At 71.5% G+C, this 20763-nt stretch carries 17 protein-coding genes; all 17 read right to left on the reverse strand.

The features are described 5' to 3' along the window. Complete coding sequence (locus ACQPYA_RS17635) at positions 1-999, reverse strand: zinc-binding dehydrogenase (RefSeq protein WP_433528181.1); 999 nt, start codon at positions 997-999, stop codon at positions 1-3. After that, positions 996-1409 carry a nuclear transport factor 2 family protein gene (locus tag ACQPYA_RS17640; protein ID WP_433528182.1) on the reverse strand — a complete coding sequence of 138 codons (414 nt, stop codon included), beginning with the start codon at positions 1407-1409 and terminating at the stop codon, positions 996-998. The genes ACQPYA_RS17635 and ACQPYA_RS17640 overlap by 4 nt, the downstream gene beginning before the upstream one ends. Then, entirely contained in the window at positions 1406-2656 is a 1251-nt protein-coding gene (locus ACQPYA_RS17645) for an amidohydrolase family protein (protein ID WP_433528183.1), read from the reverse strand. Before ACQPYA_RS17645 ends, ACQPYA_RS17640 begins: the two co-directional genes overlap by 4 nt. After that, positions 2653-4383: a hydantoinase B/oxoprolinase family protein gene (locus tag ACQPYA_RS17650; RefSeq protein WP_433528184.1), complete on the reverse strand. Its 1731-nt coding sequence runs from the start codon at positions 4381-4383 to the stop codon at positions 2653-2655. Before ACQPYA_RS17650 ends, ACQPYA_RS17645 begins: the two co-directional genes overlap by 4 nt. After that, positions 4376-6064: a hydantoinase B/oxoprolinase family protein gene (locus ACQPYA_RS17655; RefSeq protein WP_433528185.1), complete on the reverse strand. Its 1689-nt coding sequence runs from the start codon at positions 6062-6064 to the stop codon at positions 4376-4378. Before ACQPYA_RS17655 ends, ACQPYA_RS17650 begins: the two co-directional genes overlap by 8 nt. Then, positions 6061-8112, reverse strand: a complete 2052-nt coding sequence (locus ACQPYA_RS17660; RefSeq protein WP_433528186.1) for a hydantoinase/oxoprolinase family protein — start codon at positions 8110-8112, stop codon at positions 6061-6063. The genes ACQPYA_RS17655 and ACQPYA_RS17660 overlap by 4 nt, the downstream gene beginning before the upstream one ends. Then, complete coding sequence (locus ACQPYA_RS17665) at positions 8109-10166, reverse strand: dipeptide ABC transporter ATP-binding protein (protein WP_433533528.1); 2058 nt, start codon at positions 10164-10166, stop codon at positions 8109-8111. Before ACQPYA_RS17665 ends, ACQPYA_RS17660 begins: the two co-directional genes overlap by 4 nt. Before the next feature lie 2 nt (positions 10167-10168). Next, positions 10169-11044: an ABC transporter permease gene (locus ACQPYA_RS17670; protein ID WP_433528187.1), complete on the reverse strand. Its 876-nt coding sequence runs from the start codon at positions 11042-11044 to the stop codon at positions 10169-10171. After that, positions 11044-12054, reverse strand: a complete 1011-nt coding sequence (locus tag ACQPYA_RS17675; RefSeq protein WP_433528188.1) for an ABC transporter permease — start codon at positions 12052-12054, stop codon at positions 11044-11046. The genes ACQPYA_RS17670 and ACQPYA_RS17675 overlap by 1 nt, the downstream gene beginning before the upstream one ends. A gap of 18 nt (positions 12055-12072) precedes the next feature. Then, positions 12073-13728 (reverse strand): ABC transporter substrate-binding protein, encoded by a 1656-nt coding sequence (locus ACQPYA_RS17680; protein ID WP_433528189.1) that lies wholly within the window; start codon positions 13726-13728, stop codon positions 12073-12075. 480 nt (positions 13729-14208) lie between these two features. Then, positions 14209-15195 carry a zinc-dependent alcohol dehydrogenase family protein gene (locus ACQPYA_RS17685; protein WP_433528190.1) on the reverse strand — a complete coding sequence of 329 codons (987 nt, stop codon included), beginning with the start codon at positions 15193-15195 and terminating at the stop codon, positions 14209-14211. Beyond that, positions 15192-16070: a carbohydrate ABC transporter permease gene (locus tag ACQPYA_RS17690; protein ID WP_433528191.1), complete on the reverse strand. Its 879-nt coding sequence runs from the start codon at positions 16068-16070 to the stop codon at positions 15192-15194. The genes ACQPYA_RS17685 and ACQPYA_RS17690 overlap by 4 nt, the downstream gene beginning before the upstream one ends. Then, positions 16067-16999 (reverse strand): carbohydrate ABC transporter permease, encoded by a 933-nt coding sequence (locus tag ACQPYA_RS17695; RefSeq protein WP_433528192.1) that lies wholly within the window; start codon positions 16997-16999, stop codon positions 16067-16069. The genes ACQPYA_RS17690 and ACQPYA_RS17695 overlap by 4 nt, the downstream gene beginning before the upstream one ends. A gap of 54 nt (positions 17000-17053) precedes the next feature. After that, complete coding sequence (locus tag ACQPYA_RS17700) at positions 17054-18418, reverse strand: ABC transporter substrate-binding protein (RefSeq protein ID WP_433528193.1); 1365 nt, start codon at positions 18416-18418, stop codon at positions 17054-17056. A gap of 53 nt (positions 18419-18471) precedes the next feature. Continuing rightward, positions 18472-19233 (reverse strand): DeoR/GlpR family DNA-binding transcription regulator, encoded by a 762-nt coding sequence (locus ACQPYA_RS17705; RefSeq protein WP_433528194.1) that lies wholly within the window; start codon positions 19231-19233, stop codon positions 18472-18474. 221 nt (positions 19234-19454) lie between these two features. Continuing rightward, positions 19455-19871, reverse strand: a complete 417-nt coding sequence (locus ACQPYA_RS17710) for a hypothetical protein (protein WP_433528195.1) — start codon at positions 19869-19871, stop codon at positions 19455-19457. A gap of 366 nt (positions 19872-20237) precedes the next feature. Beyond that, entirely contained in the window at positions 20238-20753 is a 516-nt protein-coding gene (locus ACQPYA_RS17715; protein ID WP_433528196.1) for an RNA polymerase sigma factor, read from the reverse strand. Between the last annotated feature and the right edge of the window lie 10 nt (positions 20754-20763).

Here is a 20763-nt window from a genome sequence, read left to right on the forward strand (position 1 = left end):
TCACTCCTTCTCGTCGAGCCGTACGATGATCTTGCCGATCGTCCGCCGGCCGGCCAGTTCGTCGAGCGCCGCCGGCGCCTGCGGAAGCGACACCACCCGGCTGACCGGTGGTCGGACCGCCCCGGAGCCGCAGAGGTCGAAGAGGGCCTGGTAGGCGGCGCGGACCTGCTCCGGGCGGCGCCACGGGTACCGGGACCCCCAGGAGAGCCCGACGAGGTCGGCGTTGGCCGCGATCAGCCGGCCCGGGTCGACCGGCGGTGGTGCGCCGCCGGCCGCGCCCACGGTGACCAACCGGCCCTCGAACGCGAGGCAGTCCAGCGACCGGGCCAGCACGTCACCGCCGACCGGGTCGACGACCACGTCGACGCCGCCTCCGTCGGTGGCGTCGCGGACCGCGGCCACGAAGTCCTCGCTCGTGTAGTCGACGGCCAGTTCGGCGCCCTGGTCCCGGCAGACGGCGGTCTTCGCCGGGCCGCCCGCGGTGGCGATGACCCGCGCCCCACGGGCGACCGCGAGCTGGGTGACGGCGATGCCCACCCCACCGGCGCCCGCGTGCACCAGCACCGTCTCTCCGGCGGTCAGCCGGGCCCGCGCCAGCGCGAACCACGCGGTCTGGTACGTGACCGGCAGCGCCGCCGCAATGGTCGGGTCGATCGTGGACGGACGGGGCACCACCACGGCGGCGTCCACCGTCACCGTGGAGCCGAGCGCGCCACGCGGCAGCGCCGGACAGGCGACGACCTCCTGGCCCAGCAGCTGCTCGGCGCCGGCACCGGCCGCGACCACCCGGCCCGCCGCCTCGACCCCGGGGGTCATCGGCGGGTCCGGCCGCACCGGGTACTCCCCTCGGCAGAGGGAGACGTCGAGGAAGTTCAGGCCGACGGCCCGTACGGCGAGCTGGACCTCGCCGGGGCCGGGTGGTGGGTCGTCCGGCAGCTCGGCCACCGACAGCACCTGCGTGGGCTCGCCGGTGCGGTAGGCGACCAGCCGGCGGATCATCGCGTACCCACCGGATCGCGCAACAGCTCGGCGTGGTGGTGCACGATCTGCCAGCGGCCGTCGACGCGTCGCAGCACGTCGGTGACGCGGCTCGCCGACGGCGGGTCCTCGTCGCCGCTCCGCGCGACCAGGACGTAGCGGGCGAGGCCGACCTCGCCCCAGACGTCGATGCGCTTGTCCTGCGCGGTGAGCACGGCCAGCCGGGGCCGTTGCCCGGCGGCGTCCCGCTGGTCGCGGTACGCGTCCAGCTCCGCGCGGCTGCGCAGCGGCCCGGGTAGGTGGGTTTCCCAGGTGGTCACGTCGGCGTGCAGGTGCCCGTCGAAGCGCTGGCGGTCGCCGGTGAGGAAGGCCGCGTACAGGTCGTCGATCAGCGCGGCGATCAGTGCCGCGTCGGCGGTCACGAACGTCATGCCGCCCCTCCCCGGTCGTCCCGGGCGATCCGGCCGCCCTTCATCACCCATCGCACGCCCCGGAACGCCGACGTGTCGGCGAGCGGGTCGTCCTCCATCGCGATCAGGTCGGCCACCTTGCCGGCCTGCACGGTGCCCCGGTCCGCCTCGACCCCCAGCCACCGGACGGGTCCCCGGGTGCCGGCGTGGATGGCCCGCGCCGGGCCGATCCGCTCGGCCATGTACTCCAGCTCCCGGACGGTGGCGTTGGTGCCCTCGAAGTGCCAGAAGGGCGGCATGTCGCTGCCGAGCAGCACCTCCACGCCAGCGTCCACGGCCATCGCGAAGCTCTCCAGGTGCCGGGGGCCGGCCCCAAGCGAGCGGCACTGCATCCACTCCGGTACGCCGAGTTCGTCGAAGAACTCCTTGCAGCGGGTCACCAGCAGCGTCGGCACCAGCGCGGTGCCCCGCTCGGCCATCCGGGCCACCACCTGCGGGGTGAGCTGATAGCCGTGCTCCACGCAGTCCAGCCCCAGCTCGACCGCCGCGCCGATCACCTCGGCCGGTCCGGCGTGCGCGGTCACCTTGCGTCCCCACGCGTGCGCCGTCTCCAGCACGGCCGCCAGCTCGTCGGTGAAGAGTTGGGGGGTGTGGATGCCCTCGTGCTCGCCGGCGATGCCGCCGGAGATCATCACCTTGATCAGGTCCGCGCCGGCCTTGATCTGGCTGCGCACACCGTGCCGGAACCCGACCGGCCCGTCGCATTCCAGGGTGTCGCTGCTCTCGTGCCCGTGCCCGCCGGTGCAGACCAGTGCGCGGCCGGCGGTGTGGATGCGGGGGCCGGGAATCCGGCCGGCGGTGATGGCGCGGCGCAGCGCGAAGTCGGCGTGGTCCTTCTCGGCGACGCAGCGCACCGTGGTCACGCCGTGGTGCAGCGTGCGTCGTGCCCCGTCGGCCATGTAGTAGGCCAGGTCGTGCGGGCCCATGGTCTTCACGTTGTCGCCGCCGGAGCCGGGCAGCGACAGCGAGAAGTGGGTGTGCATGTTGGCCAGGCCGGGGGTGAGGTACGCCCCGTCGAGGTCCACGTCGGTCACCGCACCGGCGACCCGCGCCTGGGCCGCCACCTCGGCGTACGGGCCGACGGCGGCGATCCGGTCGTCGCGTACCCAGACTCCGGCGTCCGGCACCGGGGCCAGGCCGTCCAGCACCCGGGCGTCGAGGACGGTGCAGTTGCCGAGCAGCAGGCTCGGCGGGTCGCCGGCGGTCACAGGATCACCCCGTAGATGTCGCGGGCGGCCTGGGCCGACACGTACCCCTCCGCCACGTCACGACGCACCGCCTCCGGATCCCGCAACCCCGGATCACCATGACCACCACCACCAGCGGTCAACAACGACACCCGATCACCAGCAACCACCCCCGTACGACACGTACTCACCCGCGCCTCACGACCCGTACCCGCAAACACCACCACCTGATTCGGCTCCGGCGACAACCCACCCGCCAACGCCCACGGCGCACTCCGCGTCTTCTTGATCACCGAAAGAAACTCCCCCGACGACACAAAACGAATATCCCGCCGCAACCCACACCCACCCCGAAAACGCCCCGCACCCCCCGAATCCACCCGAATCTCCACCCGCTCAAAGAACATCCCGGTCTTCGCTTCGAGGACCTCCACGGGGGTGTTGCGGGCCTGGGTCTGGCAGAGATGGTTCGCCGGTCCGATGCCGTCGTGGTCGGCGGTCGCGCCCCAGCCCACCGGGTCGTTGTTGCTGACGGCGAAGATCCGACCGGTCTCCGGATCCACGCCGACCATCATGAACCCCGGCACGTCACCCCCGCTGGACGCCGGCGACCGCTCCGGCATCCCCTGCGCCAACGCCTTGTAGATCAGTTCCAGGGCGACCGTCCCGGTCCACTGGGTGAAGGTCGCCGCCGGGTACTCGGCGTGGAACAGCGACCCGGGTTCGGCGCGTACCCGCAGCGGGGCGAAGTGTCCGGCGTTGGTCTGCTCGGTGGGGGTGGTGATCGCCTTGAAGGCGACGCGGCAGGTGGCGATGGTCGCGCCGAACGGCAGGTTGACCGGTCCCGGCACGGCCGGCGAGGAGCCGGCGAAGTCGACGGTGAAGGTGCCGTCGGCGACGGTCACGGTGACCCGCATCAGGATCGGGTCGGAGGTGACGCCGTCGTCGTCGAGCCAGTCCTCGGCGCTCCAGGTGCCCTGCGGCAGCGCGGCCACCGCCTCGGCGGCGGAGTCGGCGGCCGTGGCGATGAGCCGCTCGACGACGGCGTCCACGGTGGCCGTGCCGTGCCGCCGGTGCACCTCGACCAGCCGGCGTTCGCCGGTGCGGAGAGCGGCGATCTGGGCGTGCAGGTCCCCCAGCACCGCGTCCGGCATCCGCGAGTTGAACCGGATCAACTCGTGGATCTCCCGCACCGGCTCTCCCCGGGACACCACCTTCGTCCCCGGGAAGATCACGCCCTCCTGGTGCATGTCCGTCGAGTCCAGCACGTACCCCGGATCCTTCGCCCCCAGATCCATCCAGTGCGCCCGGATGCAGAGGAAGCCGACCAGCTCGCCGTCGCCGTCGCCGTCGCCGTCGGCGGCAGCGGCAGCGGCAGCGGCAGCGGCGGGGCCGGCCGGGGCGGGCAGGAAGACCGGCGCGAAGAGGGTGGCGTCGTAGGTGTGCGCGGCGTTCCAGTACGGGTAGTTCAGCAGCACCACGTCGCCCGGGTGCAGGTTCTCCCGACCCACGTACGCCACCCCCTTGGCCAGCGAGTAGTCGTTCGCGCCGAGGAACCGGGACAGGCCGGTCGACTCGGCGACCAGGCGCAGGTGGCGGTCGTAGACGGAGATGCCGAAGTCGTGCACCTCGTAGATGACCGGGTTGAAGGCGGTCCGCACCAGCGTCACCCGCATCTCCTCGGCGGCCGAGGTGAGGTAGCTGCCGATCACCTCGACGGTTGCCCCGTCGACCGTGGACTCAGCCATCGACGTCGACCCCGTAGATGTCGCGGGCGGCCTCGGCGGAGACGTACCCCTCCGCCACGTCACGACGCACCGCCTCCGGATCCCGCAACCCCGGATCACCATGACCACCACCACCAGCGGTCAACAACGACACCCGATCACCAGCAACCACCCCCGTACGACACGTACTCACCCGCGCCTCACGACCCGTACCCGCAAACACCACCACCTGATTCGGCTCCGGCGACAACCCACCCGCCAACGCCCACGGCGCACTCCGCGTCTTCTTGATCACCGAAAGAAACTCCCCCGACGACACAAAACGAATATCCCGCCGCAACCCACACCCACCCCGAAAACGCCCCGCACCCCCCGAATCCACCCGAATCTCCACCCGCTCGAAGAACATCCCGGTGCGGGCCTCCATCACCTCGATCGGCGTGCCCCGACCGGTGCTGCCGGAGACATGGGTGGCGGCCTCCATCCCGTCGTGGTCGGCGGTCGCGCCCCAGCCGACCAGGTCGTTGTTGCTGACCGCGAAGATCCGACCGGTCCCCGGATCCGCGCCGACCATCATGAACCCCGGCACGTCGCCCCCACTGGACGCCGGCAATCGCTCCGGCATCCCCTGCGCCAACGCCTTGAGGATCAGCTCGACGGCGACGATGCCGGTCCAGAGCGTGAAGGTCGGCTGCGGGTAGACGGCGTGGAAGAGGGTGCCCGGTTCCGCGCGGACCTCCAGCGGGGCGACCGTGCCGGCGTTCGAGGGCTCGTCGGGTGAGGTCAACGACTTGAGGATGACCTTGCAGATCGCCTCGGTCGCGCCGAACGGCATGTTGATCGGGCCCCGGGTGGCCGGGGCCGAGCCGGCGAAGTCCACGGTGAACCGCCCGTCGGCGATGGTGACCGTGACCCGCATCTTCACCGGGTCGTCGGTGATGCCGTCGTCGTCGAGCCAGTCCTCGGCGCTCCAGGTGCCCTGCGGCAGGGCGGCGAGCGCGGCCCGGGTCCGGGCCTCGCCGTCGGCGATGATGTGGTCGACCGCGGCGGCCACGGTGGGGCGGCCGAACTTCTCGACGATCTCCAGCAGCCGGCGCTCTCCGGTGCGCAGAGCGGCGATCTGGGCGTGCAGGTCCCCCAGCACCGCGTCCGGCATCCGCGAGTTGAACCGGATCAACTCGTGGATCTCCCGCACCGGCTCTCCCCGGGACACCACCTTCGTCCCCGGAAAAATCAACCCCTCTTGGTGCATGTCCGTCGAGTCCAGCACGTACCCCGGATCCTTCGCCCCCAGATCCATCCAGTGCGCCCGGACGCAGAGGAAACCCACCAGCTCGCCGTCGCCGTCGGCGTCCGCCGGATCCGGTCGGAAGACCGGCGCGAAGAGGGTGGCGTCGTAGGTGTGCGCGGCGTTCCAGTACGGGTAGTTCAGCAGCACCACGTCACCCGGGTGCAGGTTCTCCCGACCCACGTACGCCACCCCCTTGGCCAGCGAGTAGTCGTTGGCCCCCAGGAAGAAGGTCAGCCCGGTGGCCTCGGCGACCAGCCGCAGGTCGGCGTCGTAGATCGACAGGCCGAAGTCGTGCACCTCGTAGATGACCGGGTTGAACGAGGTCCGGATCAGCGTGGCCCGCATCTCCTCGGCCGCCGACAGCAGGTAGCTGCGCACGACCTCGACCCGAGCGCCATCCAGTGTGGTCATCGCGCCTCCTCCAGGGTCACCAGCAGGTAGCGGTGCTCGTCGACGGTGACCCGCTGGCCGCTGGGCACCACCGTGGTCGAGGTGCCCTCGTCGACCAGCGCCGGTCCGGCGAAGGTGTCGCCGGGCTCCAGCGCGGCCCGGTCGTACACCGCGAACGGCACCACGGCGCGCCGGCCGAAGTCGTACGCGTCGCGGTGGGTGAGCAGCGCCCGGGTCGGGTCGCCGTCGCCGCGCGGGTGCGTGCCCAGCTCCGGGCGGACGGTCCGGCCGATGCCGCGTACCCGCAGGTTGAGCAGTTGCAGCGGGTTGCCCATGGTGTGGCCGTAACGGCCGCGGTGCAGCTCGTCGAAGGCGGCCCGGACCGCGTCGCGGTCCAGCGTCGACCCGACGGTCACCATCAGGCTGTGTTCCTGGCCCAGGTAGCGCACCTCGAACTGGCGCTCCAGCACGGCCTGGTCACCCGGCACGCCCTGGGCCACCAGCGAGGCGACCGCCTCCGCCTCGACCGCCTTGAACAGCTCCTCCAGGTCGGCCAGGTCCACGTCGTCCAGGGCGGCCATCACGGTACGGCTGAAGTCGTTGACGATGTCCGCCGACAACATCCCCCAGGCGGAGAAGCCGGACGGCGCGAAGGGCACGATGACCTCGCCGATGCCCATCTCCCGGGCCAGCAACGGCGCCAGCAGGGGCCCGGCGCCACCGAAGGCGAGCAGCGCGAAGTGCCGGGGGTCGTGTCCCCGCTCGACGGTGATCTGGCGTACCGCGCCGACCGTGCGGGCCAGCAGCACGTCGAAGACCCCCGCCGCCGCGCCCGCCGCGCTGAGGCCGAGCGGCTCGGCCAGCTGTTCCCTGATCGCCGTGCGGGCCGCCGCGTCGTGCAGCCCCATCGTGCCGGCGAGGAAGCGGTCGGGGTCCACGTAGCCGAGTACCACCGCCGCGTCGGTGACGGTCGGGCTGGCGCCGCCCCGGCCGTAGCAGACCGGCCCGGGATCGGCTCCGGCGCTCTGCGGCCCCACCTTGAGCAGCCCCCGGTCCAGCCAGGCGATCGAACCGCCGCCGGCGCCGATGGTGCGGATGTCGTACGTCGGGATGAGCAGCGGGAAGTGCTCCAGCTGGGCCTCGTACGCGGCGACCGCGGCGCCGTTCTCGATCACGCAGGCGTCCAGCGAGGTGCCGCCGATGTCGAAGGTGAGCAGCCGCTCGCGCCCCAGTTCGGTGGCCAGGTAGGCGGCGCCGACGATGCCACCGGCCGGGCCGGAGAGGACGGTGTGCGTGGGCGAGGTCTTCGCCACCGCGCTGGTCATCGAACCGCCGCCGGAGCGCATGATGAGGAACTGCCCGGCGAAGCCCCGCTCGGCGAGTCCGGACTCCAGCTCGTCGACGTACCGCTCGAAGATCGGCCGGATGTACGCCTCCAGCACGGTGGTGCTGGTGCGCTCGTACTCGCGGTACTCCCGCACGATGTCGGTGGAGAGCGAGAGGCTGACGCCGGGGAACTCCTCCCGGATCAGCCGCGCGGCCTCCCGTTCGTGGCTCGGGTCCAGGAACGAGTGCAGGAAGCAGATGGCGATCGAGGTGACCTGCTGCTCCACGACCAGGTTGCGGGCGGCGGCCCGGACACTGTCCGGATCCAGCTCCTCGACCACCCGGCCCCGATGGTCGAGGCGGCCCCGTACGCCCGCGGTGAAGCGGCGCTGCACCAGGCTCGGCGGGCGCTGGTAGGTGAAGTCGTACATGTGGTCCGGCGGGACGTTGCCCCGGCCGATCAGGAAGATGTCCCGGAATCCCTCGTTGGTGATGATGCCGGTCCGGCCGCCACGGCGCTCCAGGACCGCGTTCAACCCCAGGGTGGTCCCGTGGGTGAAGAGCTCCACCTCGGACAGGTCGGTGCCGAGCGCGGCGATCGCGGCGAGCACCCCGTCGGCGGGACGGGCCGGCGTGGTGGACGCCTTGCGGAAGCGCACCCGGTTGCTCCGCGTGTCCAACTCCATCGCGTCGACGAAGGTGCCGCCGATGTCGACGGCCAGCCGGATGGGACGACGGGTCATGGCGTGACGGCCTGCTTTCCGATCAGGGCGGCGAGTTCCGGGATCCGCCAGCAGGCGGCCCGGCTCGCGCCGTACGACTGAAGGTGTTGCGGCTGGGAGCGGCAGGTGTCGGTGACGAACGGGCACCGGGCGGCGAGCGCGCAGCCGGTCGCCGCGTCGGTCTCCTCCAGGTCCTTGACCAGCTCCACCCCGCCGGTGCCGGCGGGCGGTCCGCCGAGGCGGGGGGCGCTGGCGAGCAGCGCCCGGGTGTAGGGATGCCGGGGGGTGTCGAAGACGACGTCGACCGGTCCCTCCTCGACGACCCGGCCGAGGTAGAGCACCGCGACCCGGTCGGCGAAGCCTCGGACGGTGGCCAGGTCGTGCGAGATGAAGACCGAGGCCCGGTCGGTGTCGGCGGTCACGTCGGCGATCAGGTCGAGGATCTGGGCCTGGACGGTGACGTCGAGGGCCGAGGTCGGCTCGTCGAAGACGATCAGGTCCGGCTCGCCGACCAGGGCGCGGGCGATGCCGATGCGCTGTGCCTGGCCGCCCGAGAGTTCATGCGGGTACCGCCGCAGGATCGAGCGGTCGAGTTCCATGCGGTCCAGCACCGCGGCGACCCGGGCGTCACGCTGGGCGGCGGGCAGCCCGGCGGCCCTCAGCGGTTCGGCGACGGAGTCGCCGACGGTGCGGCGCGGACTGAGCGAGCCGATCGGGTCCTGGAAGACGAGTTGGACGCGGGTACGCAGCCGGCGCAGCGCCCGTCCCCGGGCCGCGGGACGTCCCGGCTGCCGCACCAGGTGCTGCCCGGCGACGGTGACCGTGCCGGCGGTGGGCGCGACCAGACCCATGATGAGTTTGGCGAGGGTGCTCTTGCCGCAGCCGCTCTCCCCGACCACGCCGAGCGTCTCGCCGGGGGCCAGCCGCAGGCTCACACCCCGCAGCGCGTGGTGCCCGCCGGAGCCGAACCGGCTGCGGTAGACGACGTGCGCGTCCTCGATCTCCAGTACCGCCGGTCCCGGCGGCGCGGCCTCGGGTCCGGTGTCGCGGGCCGGCACCGCGTCGGCGGCGTCGACCGGTCCCACCTGGGCTGGCGTCGCCGGGCCGGTGACGATCAGCCCGCTCTGCGGGTGGAAGCAGGCCAGCGACCAGTCCTCGGTGGGGCCGGCGACGGGCATGGTGAGCGGGCGGCGGGCCGTGCAGTCGCCGTCGGCGTGGGCACAACGGGTCGCGAACGGGCAGCTCCGCGGTGCCGCTCGGAGCAGCGGCATGGCGCCCGGGGTGGCCACGACCGGCCGACCGTCGACGCCGGGCACCGAGCGCAGCAGCGCCCGGGTGTAGGGGTGCGCCGGCTCACCGAAGACCTGCCCGGCGGGTCCGCTCTCCACCACCGTGCCGGCGTAGAGCACCACCACCCGGTCGCAGACCTGTGCGATCGAGGCGAGGTCGTGGGAGATCAGCAGGACGCTGCGGCCGTCCACGTCGGCGGCGTGCCGGAACTGCCGCAGGATCTCCCGGGTCAGCGTCACGTCCAGGCCGGTGGTCGGCTCGTCGGCGATCAGCAGGCCGGGAGCGCAGCCGGTGGCCAGCGAGATCATCACCCGCTGGGCCATGCCCCCGGAGAGCTCGTGCGGGTACGCGTCGAGCCGGCGCTGCGGGTTGCGGATGCCGACCGCCTCGAACAGCTCCCGGGCGGCCTCCCGGGCCCGCTCGGCGGACATGTCCTGATGGGTGACGAGCCGGTCGGTCAGTTGACGCCCGACGGTCCGGGTCGGGCTGAGCGCCCCGCGCGGGTTCTGGAAACAGATCGCCGCGCCCCGTCCCCGGTGCCCGGCCAGGGCGGTCTCGTCCATCCGCAGCACGTCCGCGTCGCCGAAGCGGACCCGTCCGCTGGTCTGCGCGCCGACGGGAAGCAGCCCGACCACGGCGCGGGCGACCATGCTCTTGCCGCCGCCGCTCTCCCCCACCAGACCGACCACCTCGCCCGGCCGCACGGCGAGGGTGACGTCGCTGAGCGCGGCCACCTGCCGGCCGGCGCGGTGGATGACCACGGAGAGGTTCTCGATGGAGAGCATGGTCACCGCCGCTTCGCGTTCGCGCGTTCCTGCAGGCCCTCGCCGAGCAGGCTGAACCCCAGGACGGAGACGAACAGGGCCAGACCGGGCGGGACGCTGGTCCACCACCGGCCGCCGACCACGTCCGCCGCGCCGAGGCTGATCATGGCCCCCCACTCGGCCTCCGGGATGCTCACGCCCAGGCCGAGGAAGGAGAGCCCGGCCAGGGTGAGCATCGCCCAGCCGCAGTTCAGCGGGGCGATCACCCGGACCGGGGTGAGGCTGTTGGGCAGCAGGTGCCGCCAGAGGATGCCCGCCGTCGAGGCGCCGGAGGTCACCGCGGCGTCGACGAAGGGCAACTCGCGCTGGGTGCGTACCTCGGCGCGGACCAGCCGCGCGTACGCCGGGGCGTTCACCGCCGCGATGGTGATGATCAGGTTGACGGTGCCGTTGCCGAGCAGGGCGGCCACCGCCAGCGCGAGGATGAAGGTGGGGAAGGCCTGGAAGATGTCGACCACGCGCATCAGCACGTCGTCGAGCCAGCCGCCACGGTAGCCGGCCACCAGGCCGAGCAGCGTGCCGACCAGCACGGCGAGCGCGACGGCGGCCACCGCGATGCCCAGGTCCAGCCGGGCGGCGTACAGCACCCGGCTCCAGATGTCCATGCCGTTGCCGTCGGTGCCGAGCAGGTGGTCGCCGCCCGGCGCGGCCAGGGTGGCGGCCGGGTCGATCTCCGTCGCGCCCCACGAGCTGAACAGAGGCGCGCCCACCGCGGCGACCGCGACCAGCGCCAGGATGGTCGCGCCGGTGATGATCAGTACGCGGGAGAAACGGTCCTCCCGGCGGCGCGTGACGGGTGCCGCGCCCTCTGCGGGACCGGCGGTGCGCAGGTCGGCCATCAGACCCTCACTCTCGGGTCGAGAATCGCGTGGACCACGTCGGCGATGAGGAACACCAGCACATAGCAGAGCGCGATCACCAGGACGGACGCCTGTACCACCGGGTAGTCCCGGTAGAGCAGGCCGCGCAGCGCCCACTGGCCGAAGCCCTGCCAGGAGAAGACGTACTCGACCAGGACGGTGGAGCCGATGGCGGTGCCGAACACCAGTGCGGCCAGCGCCGGCAGGCGCAGCAGGGTCGACCGCAGCAGGTAGCCGTAGAGCAGGGTTCGTTGCGGCAGTCCGTGCGCCGCCGCCGCGGCGTACGCCTCGGAGTTCAGCACCTCCAGCGCCGAGGCCCGTACGCTGCGCAGCAGCGGCGCCACCACGCCGACGACCAGCGTGAGTACCGGCAGCGCCAGGTGGGCGGCGGCGCTGGTGACGGCCGCTCCGTTCCCGGTGAGCACGGCGTCGACGAGGTCGGCGCCGGTCAGCGGGGTCAGGTTGGTGTCCGGGTCGACCCGCCCGCTGGGCGCGGGAAACCAGCCCAGCACGCTGTAGCCGACCAGGACGAGCACCAGGCCGAGCCAGAACTCCGGGATGGAGTTGCCGGCCAGGGCGAACAGCCGGATGCTGTGGTCGCCGAGGCGGTTGGCGTGCCGGGCCGACCAGACGCCGAGCACGGTGGCCACCACCAGCGCGATGGAGACCGCGATCGCGACCAGTTCCAGGGTCGGCCCCACCCGCAACGCCATCTCGCCGCCGACCGGAGCGCCGCTCTGGATGGACGTGCCGAAATCTCCGGTGACCAGACCACCGAGGTAGTCGAGGAACTGTCGCCACAGCGGCTGGTCCAGCCCGAACCGGGCGCGGGCCGCGGCAGCATCCGCCTCGCTGGCGTTCTGCCCGAGGATGGTCCGGATGGGGTCGCCGGGCAGCACCCGGACCAGGAGGAACGTCAGGACGACCACCCCGAGCAGCACCGGGATGAGCTGGAGCAGCCGCCTGACGACGAAACGGAGAATTCGCATGAAGGGCGCCGGTCCGGGTCAGGCGGAGGCGGTCAGGTAACGCAGTCGGGCCAGGCCGTCCATCGGCTGCACCCAGCCGGCCACAGCCTCGCGTACCGGCAGGTTGAAGTTGGGTTGGCAGACCACCACCCAGGGCACGTCCGTGGCGAGGATCTGCTGCACCCGCTTCCAGAGCGCGTTGCGGGCCGACTCGTCGACGGTGGTGTGGGACTGCTCGTAGATCTGCTCGATCTCCGGATTGGTGTAGTTGGAATAGTTGAGGTTCGCGCCCTTGACGAAGCTGGTGGCGAGCATGTACTCGACGTCGTTGACCCAGAGCTGTCCGGAGGTGAGCTGCAACGGGATGTTCTTGCGGGTCCGCCGCTCGCCGAGGGTGGCCGGGTCCAGCGGGGTCAGCTTGAGGTTGATGCCGACCTTCGCCGCCTCGCTCTGCACCTGCACGGCGATGCGCTGCTGCTCCTCGTTGTCCGCCTCGAAGACGAGTTCCGAGTCGACCGTGCTCCGGCCGGCGGCGGCCAGCGCGGCCCGCGCCTGGTCGAGATCATGGGTGAACGGGTAGCCGCTCTCGTCGTACCCGGGCATGTCCAGCGGCACCGGGCTCTTGGTGGGGCGGGCGTCGCCGCCGTACACGTTGTTGATGATCTGCTCGTAGGGCACCGCGTAGGCGAGGGCCTTGCGGACGTCGACGTTGTCGAACGGCGCCGAGGTGACCGACATCTGGATGGCGACCTGCCGGTTGCTGGCCGCCGAGATCACCTTGATCCCGTCGGCATTGCGCAGGTCCTGGACGTCCCGCTGGCTGACGCCGAGGGCGATGTCGATGTCGCCGGCCTCCAGTTGCAGCCGCTGGTTCGCGGCGGCCGGCACCACGGAGATCCGGATCGTCGGCGTCCGGGCCGGGTCGGGCCCCGGGTAGCCGGTGTTCGCGGTGAGTTCGATCTCCTGCCCCTGGGTGGCCTTGGCGACGTTGTAGTAGCCGCCGGTGGGGGCGTTCTTGGCGAACCACTCCTTGGCCCAGGGGTCGTCGGCGGTGGCGTGCTTCTTGGCCTCCACCGAGTCGAAGACGTACAGCGAGATCGCCTGGATCTGCCGGGCGAGGGCGCTGGGGAAGGCCTGGTGGAACTCGACGGTGTAGTCGTCGACGACCTTGACCTGGTCGGCGGCGGTCAGGCCGATGGTGCGGTAGATGCCGGCCACGTTCGCCTGGGCGGCGAACGCCCGGTCCTTGGACCACTTGACGTCCGCCGAGGTCATCTCGTTGCCGCTGGCGAACTTGACGCCGCGGCGCAGCTTGAGGGTCCAGACCTTCTGCTCGGCGTCCGGCTCGAAGGACTCGGCGAAGGTCGGGGTGATGTTCTGGGTGTCGAGGATCTGGCTGTCGCCCGCGTTGGTGACGCCGTAGTCGATCATGTAGGGGAAGACGTTCTTGTAGAGCATCAGCGCGGTCAGGTCGAAGCCGACGAAATCCTGATCCCAGCTGGACAGGTAGCTCGACACCGCGATCCGCAGCGTGCTGGCGGTCGGGCCACCGGACGCGCCGTTGTCCGTTTTCGAGCCGCTGTTCGCGGCGCAGGCGCCGGTGCCGAGCAGGAGCGCGATGCTGCCGCCCAACTGCAGCACCCCGCGGCGGGAGATGGCGGGCGAGGAGGAGCCCGCACCAGGTGAACGTGCCATGAAGTAGTCCTCCTAGAACTACGAGGCGGACGGGCCGCGCAGCGGACCTCCTCGTGTTCTATCGGATTACGTGACAGCGAACAAGAGCCCGCACGTTGTTCACAACCAGACTCCCGAAATCGGCACCAAGCACCACCCGAACGGCCGATGACGTGCGAAGAAACTGTTCACACGAGTTCACACGACCGACACGAACAGCTGTTCACGGCCACCCCGGAGTCAGACGCCTCCCACGGAGATCACCCGAAAGCCACGCCGCAGCCAGCCCACCGACCGGCTACTCGACTACACCCGCCCGACCTACCGCCGACGCCCGCCAGCCCGCCAGCCAGTCCCTCCCGAACAGATCCAGCCCCAGACAGACCCGCCCCGGATCGAGTCGCCCAAACGCGCACCCCGGCCAACACCCCGTCGAGGCGTGTTAATAGGGGACCCCTCCTCTACCGCAGGCGTTAAGAAGGGCCCCCTCCTTACCATCGGTTAGGTGATGAGGAGTTTTCGGCCGATGCCGGCGCGGAACTGGGTCATGGCGTCGGCGTAGGAGGCCAGGGGGAAGCGGTGGCTGATGAAGACCGCCGGGTCCAGGACACCGACGGCGAAGAGTTCGGCGGCGCGCTCGAAGCTGTGCAGGACGGCCATCGAGCCGGTGATGCTGATCTCCTGGTTGTAGATGCGGTACGGCTCGACGGGCACCCGGGTCTTGTACTCGGAGACGCCGAACTGGAGGAACGTGCCGGCCGGGGCGACCCGGCGCAGGCCGTCTTCGATGGCGGCCTGCACGCCGGTGCAGTCGATCACCACGTCCCAGCCGCGCGGCCGGTCCAGTTCGTCGGCGCTGGCCGCGTGCACCGAGCAGCCCAGCTGCACCGCCGTGGCGAGGCGATCCGGGTTCAGGTCGACCACGCTGACGGTCGCCGCGCCGCAGCGCTTGGCCAGCTCCAGCATCATCAGGCCCATGGTGCCCGCGCCGTAGATGAGGTAGTGGTCGGCCAGCCGTCGGGGCAGCACGTCGAAGCCGCGTACGGCGCAGGAGAGCGGCTCGATCAGGGCGGCGTCGGCCGGCGCGACGCCTTCGGGCAGGGCGACGCAGTTGCGGACCGGCGCGAGGGCGTACTCGGCCGCGCCGCCGGAGACGGTGACCCCGATGGCGTTCCAGCGTTCGCAGAGGTTTCCCCGGGCGCGCCGGCACTGGTAGCACTCGCCGCAGTGCAGCGACGGGTCGACGGCGACCGGGTCGCCGACCCGCAGCTCGGTGACGTCCCGCCCGAGGGCGACCACCGTGCCGGCGAACTCGTGGCCCGGCACGATCGGGTACGCGGGGGCGAACTCGCCGTCCATGATGTGCAGGTCGGTGCCGCAGATCCCGCACCCGGCCACCTCGACGACCACGTCCCGCGGGCCGGGCGTGGGGTCCGGCACGGACTCCACGCTGATCTGACCCGGCGTGACGATGACTGCTGCCTTCACTTGACCGCCCCCATGGAGAGTCCTCGGACGAGTTGTTTCTGGGCGATCCAGCCGGCGAGCACGACCGGCAGCGACACGATCGTCGCCGCGGCGCAGAGCCGGGCCAGGAAGAGCCCTTCGGAGGTGATGAAACCGACCAGGAAGATCGGCGAGGTGCCGGCCCGGGTGGCGGTCAGGTTGACCGCGAAGAAGAACTCGTTCCAGCTGAAGATGAAGCAGATCAGCGCGGTGGCGGCGAGGCCGGGCGCGACGATCGGCAGCAGGATGCGCCGGATGGTGACGATCAGGTTGGCCCCGTCCATCGCCGCCGCCTCGATCAGCGCCGGCGGCACCTCCAGCAGGAACGAGCGCATCATCCACACCGCGAGCGGCAGGTTCATGGCCGTGTAGAGCACGACCATGGTCCAGATGTTGTCCAGCATGCCGAGTTCCTTGACCAGCAGGTAGATCGGCAGCAGGGCGGCGACCATCGGCAGCATCTTCGTGCTGATGAAGAAGAAGAGCACGTCGCGCCACTTGGCGACCGGCCGGATCGACAGCGCGTACGCCGCCGGGGTGGCCAGCAGCAGCACCAGCAGCGTGGACATCACGCTGGCCATCACCGAGTTGAGCAGGTACGGCGCGATGTCCCGGTCGAAGACCTGCCGGTAGCCGTCCAGCACCGGGGTGAAGAACCAGGACGGCGGGTTGCTGGCGGCGTCGACCTCCCGCTTGAAGCCGGTGAGCACCATCCAGAACACCGGCAGGAAGAACAGCAGCCCGGCGAGCCAGGCCAGTACGGTCCAGACCGCTCCGGTCAGGCCGGCGCTGCGCCGGGCCGGGCTGGCGGTGCTGCGACGGGTCGCGCCGGCGGCGCGTTGACGTAGCGCGGTCATCGAGCGTCCTCCATCCGGAACAGGCTGGAGATCACCCGCAGCGCGAAGGTGGCGACGATGATGGTGCCGATCACCACCACGACGCCGGCCGCGGCGGCCTCGCCGTACTCGAACTTGCGGAAGGTGGTCAGATAGATCTCGTACGGCAGGTTGGTGGTGGCCCGGCCCGGCCCGCCCTGGGTGATGGTGAAGACGGCGTCGAAGGTCTGCACCAGGTAGATGGAGCCGAGCAGGGCGCCCAGTTCCAGGTACGGCCGCAGGTAGGGCAGGGTCACCCGGGTGAAGGTCTGCCAGGGCCCGGCGCCGTCCACCCGGGCGGCTTCGAGGGTCTCCAGGGACTGGCCCTGCAAGCCGGCCAGGATGATCAGCATCATGAACGGGGTCCACTGCCAGACCAGCGCGGCGACCACGGAGACCATCGGGTACTGCGACACCCAGTCGGTGCTGCCGCCGAGGATGCCGTTGATCAGGCCGTAGGACGGGTTGTAGATGGCGTGCTTCCAGAGCAGGGCCGCCGCCATCGGCATCACCAGGAACGGGGTGATGAGCAGGGTCCGCACGATGCCCCGGCCGGGGAACTTGCGGTCGAGCAGGATGGCCAGGCCGAGGCCGAGCAGCACGGAGAGGATCACCGACGAGGCGGTGAGCACCACCGTGTTGAGCAGGGCGGCGCGCAGCCGGTCGTCGGTGAGCACCCGCCCGTAGTTGGCCAGCCCGATGAACTCGCGGCTGCCGGGACGCAGCACGTTCCAGCTCTGGGTGGAGAGATAGAGGGTGAACAGGAACGGCAGTTGGGTCACCACGATGGCGAAGATGAGGGCGGGCAGCAGCGGGGCCCGGCGGGACCAGCGTTGCCCCCGGCCGGGCTGGGAGGGTCGTGCGGTGGGGCGCGGTGTCGCGCCCGCACCGGTGGTGATGGTCGTGGTCATCGATCCGCCTCGGGCAGGGCCGGGGCCGGCCGGTCGGCCGGCCCCGGCGCGCGACTACCGGTGTTTGTTCGCGACGTCCTCGGCCAGCCGCTGGCCGTCGGCGAGCGCCTTGTCGACGCTGACCTGGCCGGCGATGGCGGCCGACACCTCCTGGGAGACCTTCGTGCCGAGGTCGGCGAACTCCGGGATGCCGACGAACTGCACTCCGAGCGCGGGCCGCGGCTGCACTCCCGGGTTGACCGGGTCGGCCTCCTGGATGGACTTGAGCGTGATGTCCGCGAAGGCGGTGGCGGAGTCCCGGTACTCGGCGATCTGGTAGGTGGACTGGCGCTTGCCGGCCGGCACCCGGGACCAGCCGAGCGAGGAGCCGATCAGCGCCTCGTACTCCTTACCGGTGGCCCAGGAGATGAACTTCCAGGCGGCGTCGGCGTTCTTAGTGGTCTTCGGCATGGCCAGCGCCCAGGCCCAGAGCCAGCCCGAGGAGTCCGTCTTGTTGACCGGCGCGTACGCGTAGCCGACCTTGCCGGCCACGGTGCTGGAGTTGGGGTCCTCCAGCGTGCCCGCGGCGGAGGTGGCGTCGTACCACATCGCCGCCTTGCCCTGGCCGAACGTGTTGAGGCACTCGGTGAAGCCGGCCTGCGGGGCGCCCGGTTGGCCGTGCGAGCGGATCAGGTCGACGTAGAACTTTGTCGCCTCGGTGAACTCGGGCGAGTTCACCTTGGGCGTCCAGTCCTTCTCGAACCAGGTGCCGCCGAAGGTGTTCACCACGGTGGTCAGCGGCGCGAACAGCTCGCCCCAGCCGGGCAGGCCGCGCAGGCAGATGCCGGACACCCCGGCGCTCTTGTCGTCGAGCTGGGCGGCGAACTGGGCCACCTGCTGCCAGGTCGGCCGCTCCGGCATGGTGATGCCCTTGGCCGCGAAGAGTTCCTTGTTGTACATCAGGAAGGACGACTCGCCGTAGAACGGCGCGGCGTAGAGCTTGCCGTCGTCGCCGGAGAGCGAGGCGACCATCGGCTGGAGCAGGTCGCCCTTGTCGTATCCGGTGTCGGCGTCGGCGTAGGAGCTGAGTTCGTGCAGCCAGTCGTTCTGCGCCCAGATCGGCGCCTCGTATGCGCCGATGGTCGCCACGTCGTACTGCCCGCCCTGGGTGGCGACGTCCTGGGTCACCTTGTCGCGCAGTTCGTTCTCCGGCAGGATCGTGAACCGCACCGTGATCCCGGTCTGCTTGGTGAAGTTGTCGGCGGTGACCTTGGCCAGGTCCTCCATCTGCGGGTTGCCGACCATGAGCACGGTGATGGCGGTGCCGTCGCCGCCGGAGGAGCCGCCGCCGGCTCCGGAGCAGGCGGTCGAGGCCAGGCCGACCGTGAGGGCTACGGCGACCGCGCCGCGCCATCGGCGAGAAGACCGTGTATTGGGCACAGCAAACCTCCGTGGTGGTGTGGTGGGTGAAGGAGAGGATCAGCCGGGGGCGCTCAGACGCGCAGCACCACCGGGCCGAGCAGTGAGTACCGGTGTGCCTCGGAGGCCGGCAGCGCGGCGTCCGTGACGATGGTGTCGACGTCGGCGACGTCGGCGAAGCGGCAGAAGCTGTGGCCGCCGAACTTGGTGTGCACCCCGGCGAACACCACCCGCCGGGACACCGACATCACCCGGGCCTTGACGTCCGCCACCGCCGGATCCGGCGTGGTCAGGCCGTGCTCGCGGGAGATGCCGTTCGCGCCGACGAAGGCCAGGTCGATGACGAAGCCGGCGAGCATGCGGGTGGCCCAGTGGTCGACCGTGGCCAGCGTGCGTCCACGGACCCGGCCGCCGAGCAACAGCACGGTGATGCTCGGGTACGCGGCCAGCGCCGCCGCGGTGGGCAGTGAGGCGGTCACCACGGTCAGCGGCCGGTGGGTGGGCAACGCCTCGGCCACCAGTTGCGGGGTGTAACCCTCGTCGATGAAGACCGACTCGGCGTCGCCGAGGTGCTCCACGGCCGCGGCGGCGATCCGCCGCTTCTCCACGACCATCCTGGTGGCCCGGGTCTCCAGGGTGGTCTCGAAGCGGGCGGTCTCCACCGGGTACGCGCCGCCGTGGGTCCGGCGTACCAGGCCCTGCTGTGCCAGCAGGCTGAGGTCACGCCGGATCGTCTCCGGCGCGACGGCCAGGTCGGCGGCGAGCTTCTGCACGTCGACGTCGCCCTGCCGGCGCGCCAAGGTGAGGATGTGGTGTCTGCGCTGTGTTGCGTCCACTTCTCACCTCCCGCCCGGCCGTGTGTCTTTTTGTAACACCGTTAACGGCGGGTGACCGCGGTCACATGCAGGTCAATCTGGTGGATTTGCTGCCCGTCCGCAAGCCCCGAACGGGCAGGCCGGAACGGGCATCAGCGGCATATCCGTTCATAACGATCGCCCGTTTGGCATCGCCGGTTGCCCGGTCCCCACCCGAGACGCCCGCTCGGGCACGCCGGTGGTCACTGCGGAGCGGGGCCGTTGTCGACGAGCCGGAACCGGGTGGTCAGCGGCGCGTCGCCGAGTTCCTCAAGAATCAGGCCACGGGTCGAGGAGTTCTGTAGGTACGCGGCGTTGTTGCTGATCGCGTACGTCGGCTTGCCGTCGCGCTGGCCGTCGCGGACGACCGTGAACCGCTGCCTCGGCTCGTCGGCCGCGCAGGGGGCCGAGACGACCCGCAGTGGCTCGCTGCCCGCCGAGCGGACCTCCCAGCAGGTGTCGGTCAGGTCGCCGGTGCCCCGCTCCGCGGTGCGGATCAGGTACGTGTCCGGCCCCTGCGGAGCGAACACGAACAGTTGACGACCCTCGTCGCCGTCGACCTCGGCGAGCCGCCCGTCGTCGAGCAGCGACAGCCCGGCCGCCTGGTCGGAGACTCGCACGACGGTGACCTGGCGCTGGCCGGAGAGCACCGCGTCGGTGCCCGACGGGCTGGACGTGCCGCCGGTCGGCCCGGAGTTGGGCGGCCCGGAGCTGGACGGGGTGGCAGTGGGCGGGGCGGCGCTGGGCGGGGCGGTGGCCGCCGTCGGCCCGGCCGGGCCGACGGGGTGCCCGGCGGCGCGCCGACGAGGCGGGCCACCACGGCGCCGCCGCCGAGCACGCCGACCAGGAGGGCGCCCACCGCGACCGACGCGACCTGCCGGCGGCGACGCCGCAGGTCACCCCGGCGGCGGATGTCGGAGACGACCGGGACCCGCCCCTGCCCGCCGTGTCGGGCCAGCGCCCGCAGGGCCTCGTCGAGATTCTGCTCAGAGGTCATGGCTCCTCCCCCCGCCCGTGCTCTCGTACTCGTTCTCGGTCAGGTACGCGGCGAGGGCCCGACGCCCCCGGGCGAGCCGTGTCTTGACGGTGTTGGCGTTGGCGCCGGTCTCCGCCGCGATCTCGGCCACGCTGAGGCCGACCAGGTGGTGCAGCACGACGACCCGGCGCTGGTCGGCGGAGATCCGGCGCAGGGCGTCCACCACGGCGACATGATCGACCGACGCCGCCTCGACGTGCCGCTCGGTGGACTCCCGGCGGTGAGCGCGCAACCGGTTCACCGTCTTGCGCCACGCGCTCACCGCCACCCGGTACGCCACGCTGCGCACCCACGCCTCCGGGCTGTCACACTGCCGCACCGACGCCCAGCGGTCCCACGCCCGGGCATACGCCTCCGCCACCGCGTCCTCGACCTCGGTCCGGCTGCCGACCATCGCGTACAGGTGTCCCAGCACCCGGTGGGCCGACGCGGCGTAGAAGGCGTCGAACTCCTCGGCGTCGCGCATCGATCAACTC

The organism is Micromonospora sp. CA-263727 (assembly GCF_050942455.1).
Taxonomy (GTDB): domain Bacteria; phylum Actinomycetota; class Actinomycetes; order Mycobacteriales; family Micromonosporaceae; genus Micromonospora.

Excerpts from the sequence above, each read along its gene's own strand:
- ACQPYA_RS17635 (WP_433528181.1), bottom strand. The coding sequence starts at position 999 with ATGATCCGCCGGCTGGTCGCCTACCGCACCGGCGAGCCCACGCAGGTG.
- ACQPYA_RS17665 (WP_433533528.1), bottom strand. The coding sequence starts at position 10,166 with ATGCTCTCCATCGAGAACCTCTCCGTGGTCATCCACCGCGCCGGCCGG.
- ACQPYA_RS17650 (WP_433528184.1), bottom strand. The coding sequence starts at position 4,383 with ATGGCTGAGTCCACGGTCGACGGGGCAACCGTCGAGGTGATCGGCAGC.
- ACQPYA_RS17675 (WP_433528188.1), bottom strand. The coding sequence starts at position 12,054 with ATGCGAATTCTCCGTTTCGTCGTCAGGCGGCTGCTCCAGCTCATCCCG.
- ACQPYA_RS17670 (WP_433528187.1), bottom strand. The coding sequence starts at position 11,044 with ATGGCCGACCTGCGCACCGCCGGTCCCGCAGAGGGCGCGGCACCCGTC.
- ACQPYA_RS17695 (WP_433528192.1), bottom strand. The coding sequence starts at position 16,999 with ATGACCACGACCATCACCACCGGTGCGGGCGCGACACCGCGCCCCACC.
- ACQPYA_RS17680 (WP_433528189.1), bottom strand. The coding sequence starts at position 13,728 with ATGGCACGTTCACCTGGTGCGGGCTCCTCCTCGCCCGCCATCTCCCGC.
- ACQPYA_RS17690 (WP_433528191.1), bottom strand. The coding sequence starts at position 16,070 with ATGACCGCGCTACGTCAACGCGCCGCCGGCGCGACCCGTCGCAGCACC.
- ACQPYA_RS17660 (WP_433528186.1), bottom strand. The coding sequence starts at position 8,112 with ATGACCCGTCGTCCCATCCGGCTGGCCGTCGACATCGGCGGCACCTTC.
- ACQPYA_RS17655 (WP_433528185.1), bottom strand. The coding sequence starts at position 6,064 with ATGACCACACTGGATGGCGCTCGGGTCGAGGTCGTGCGCAGCTACCTG.
- ACQPYA_RS17715 (WP_433528196.1), bottom strand. The coding sequence starts at position 20,753 with ATGCGCGACGCCGAGGAGTTCGACGCCTTCTACGCCGCGTCGGCCCAC.
- ACQPYA_RS17640 (WP_433528182.1), bottom strand. The coding sequence starts at position 1,409 with ATGACGTTCGTGACCGCCGACGCGGCACTGATCGCCGCGCTGATCGAC.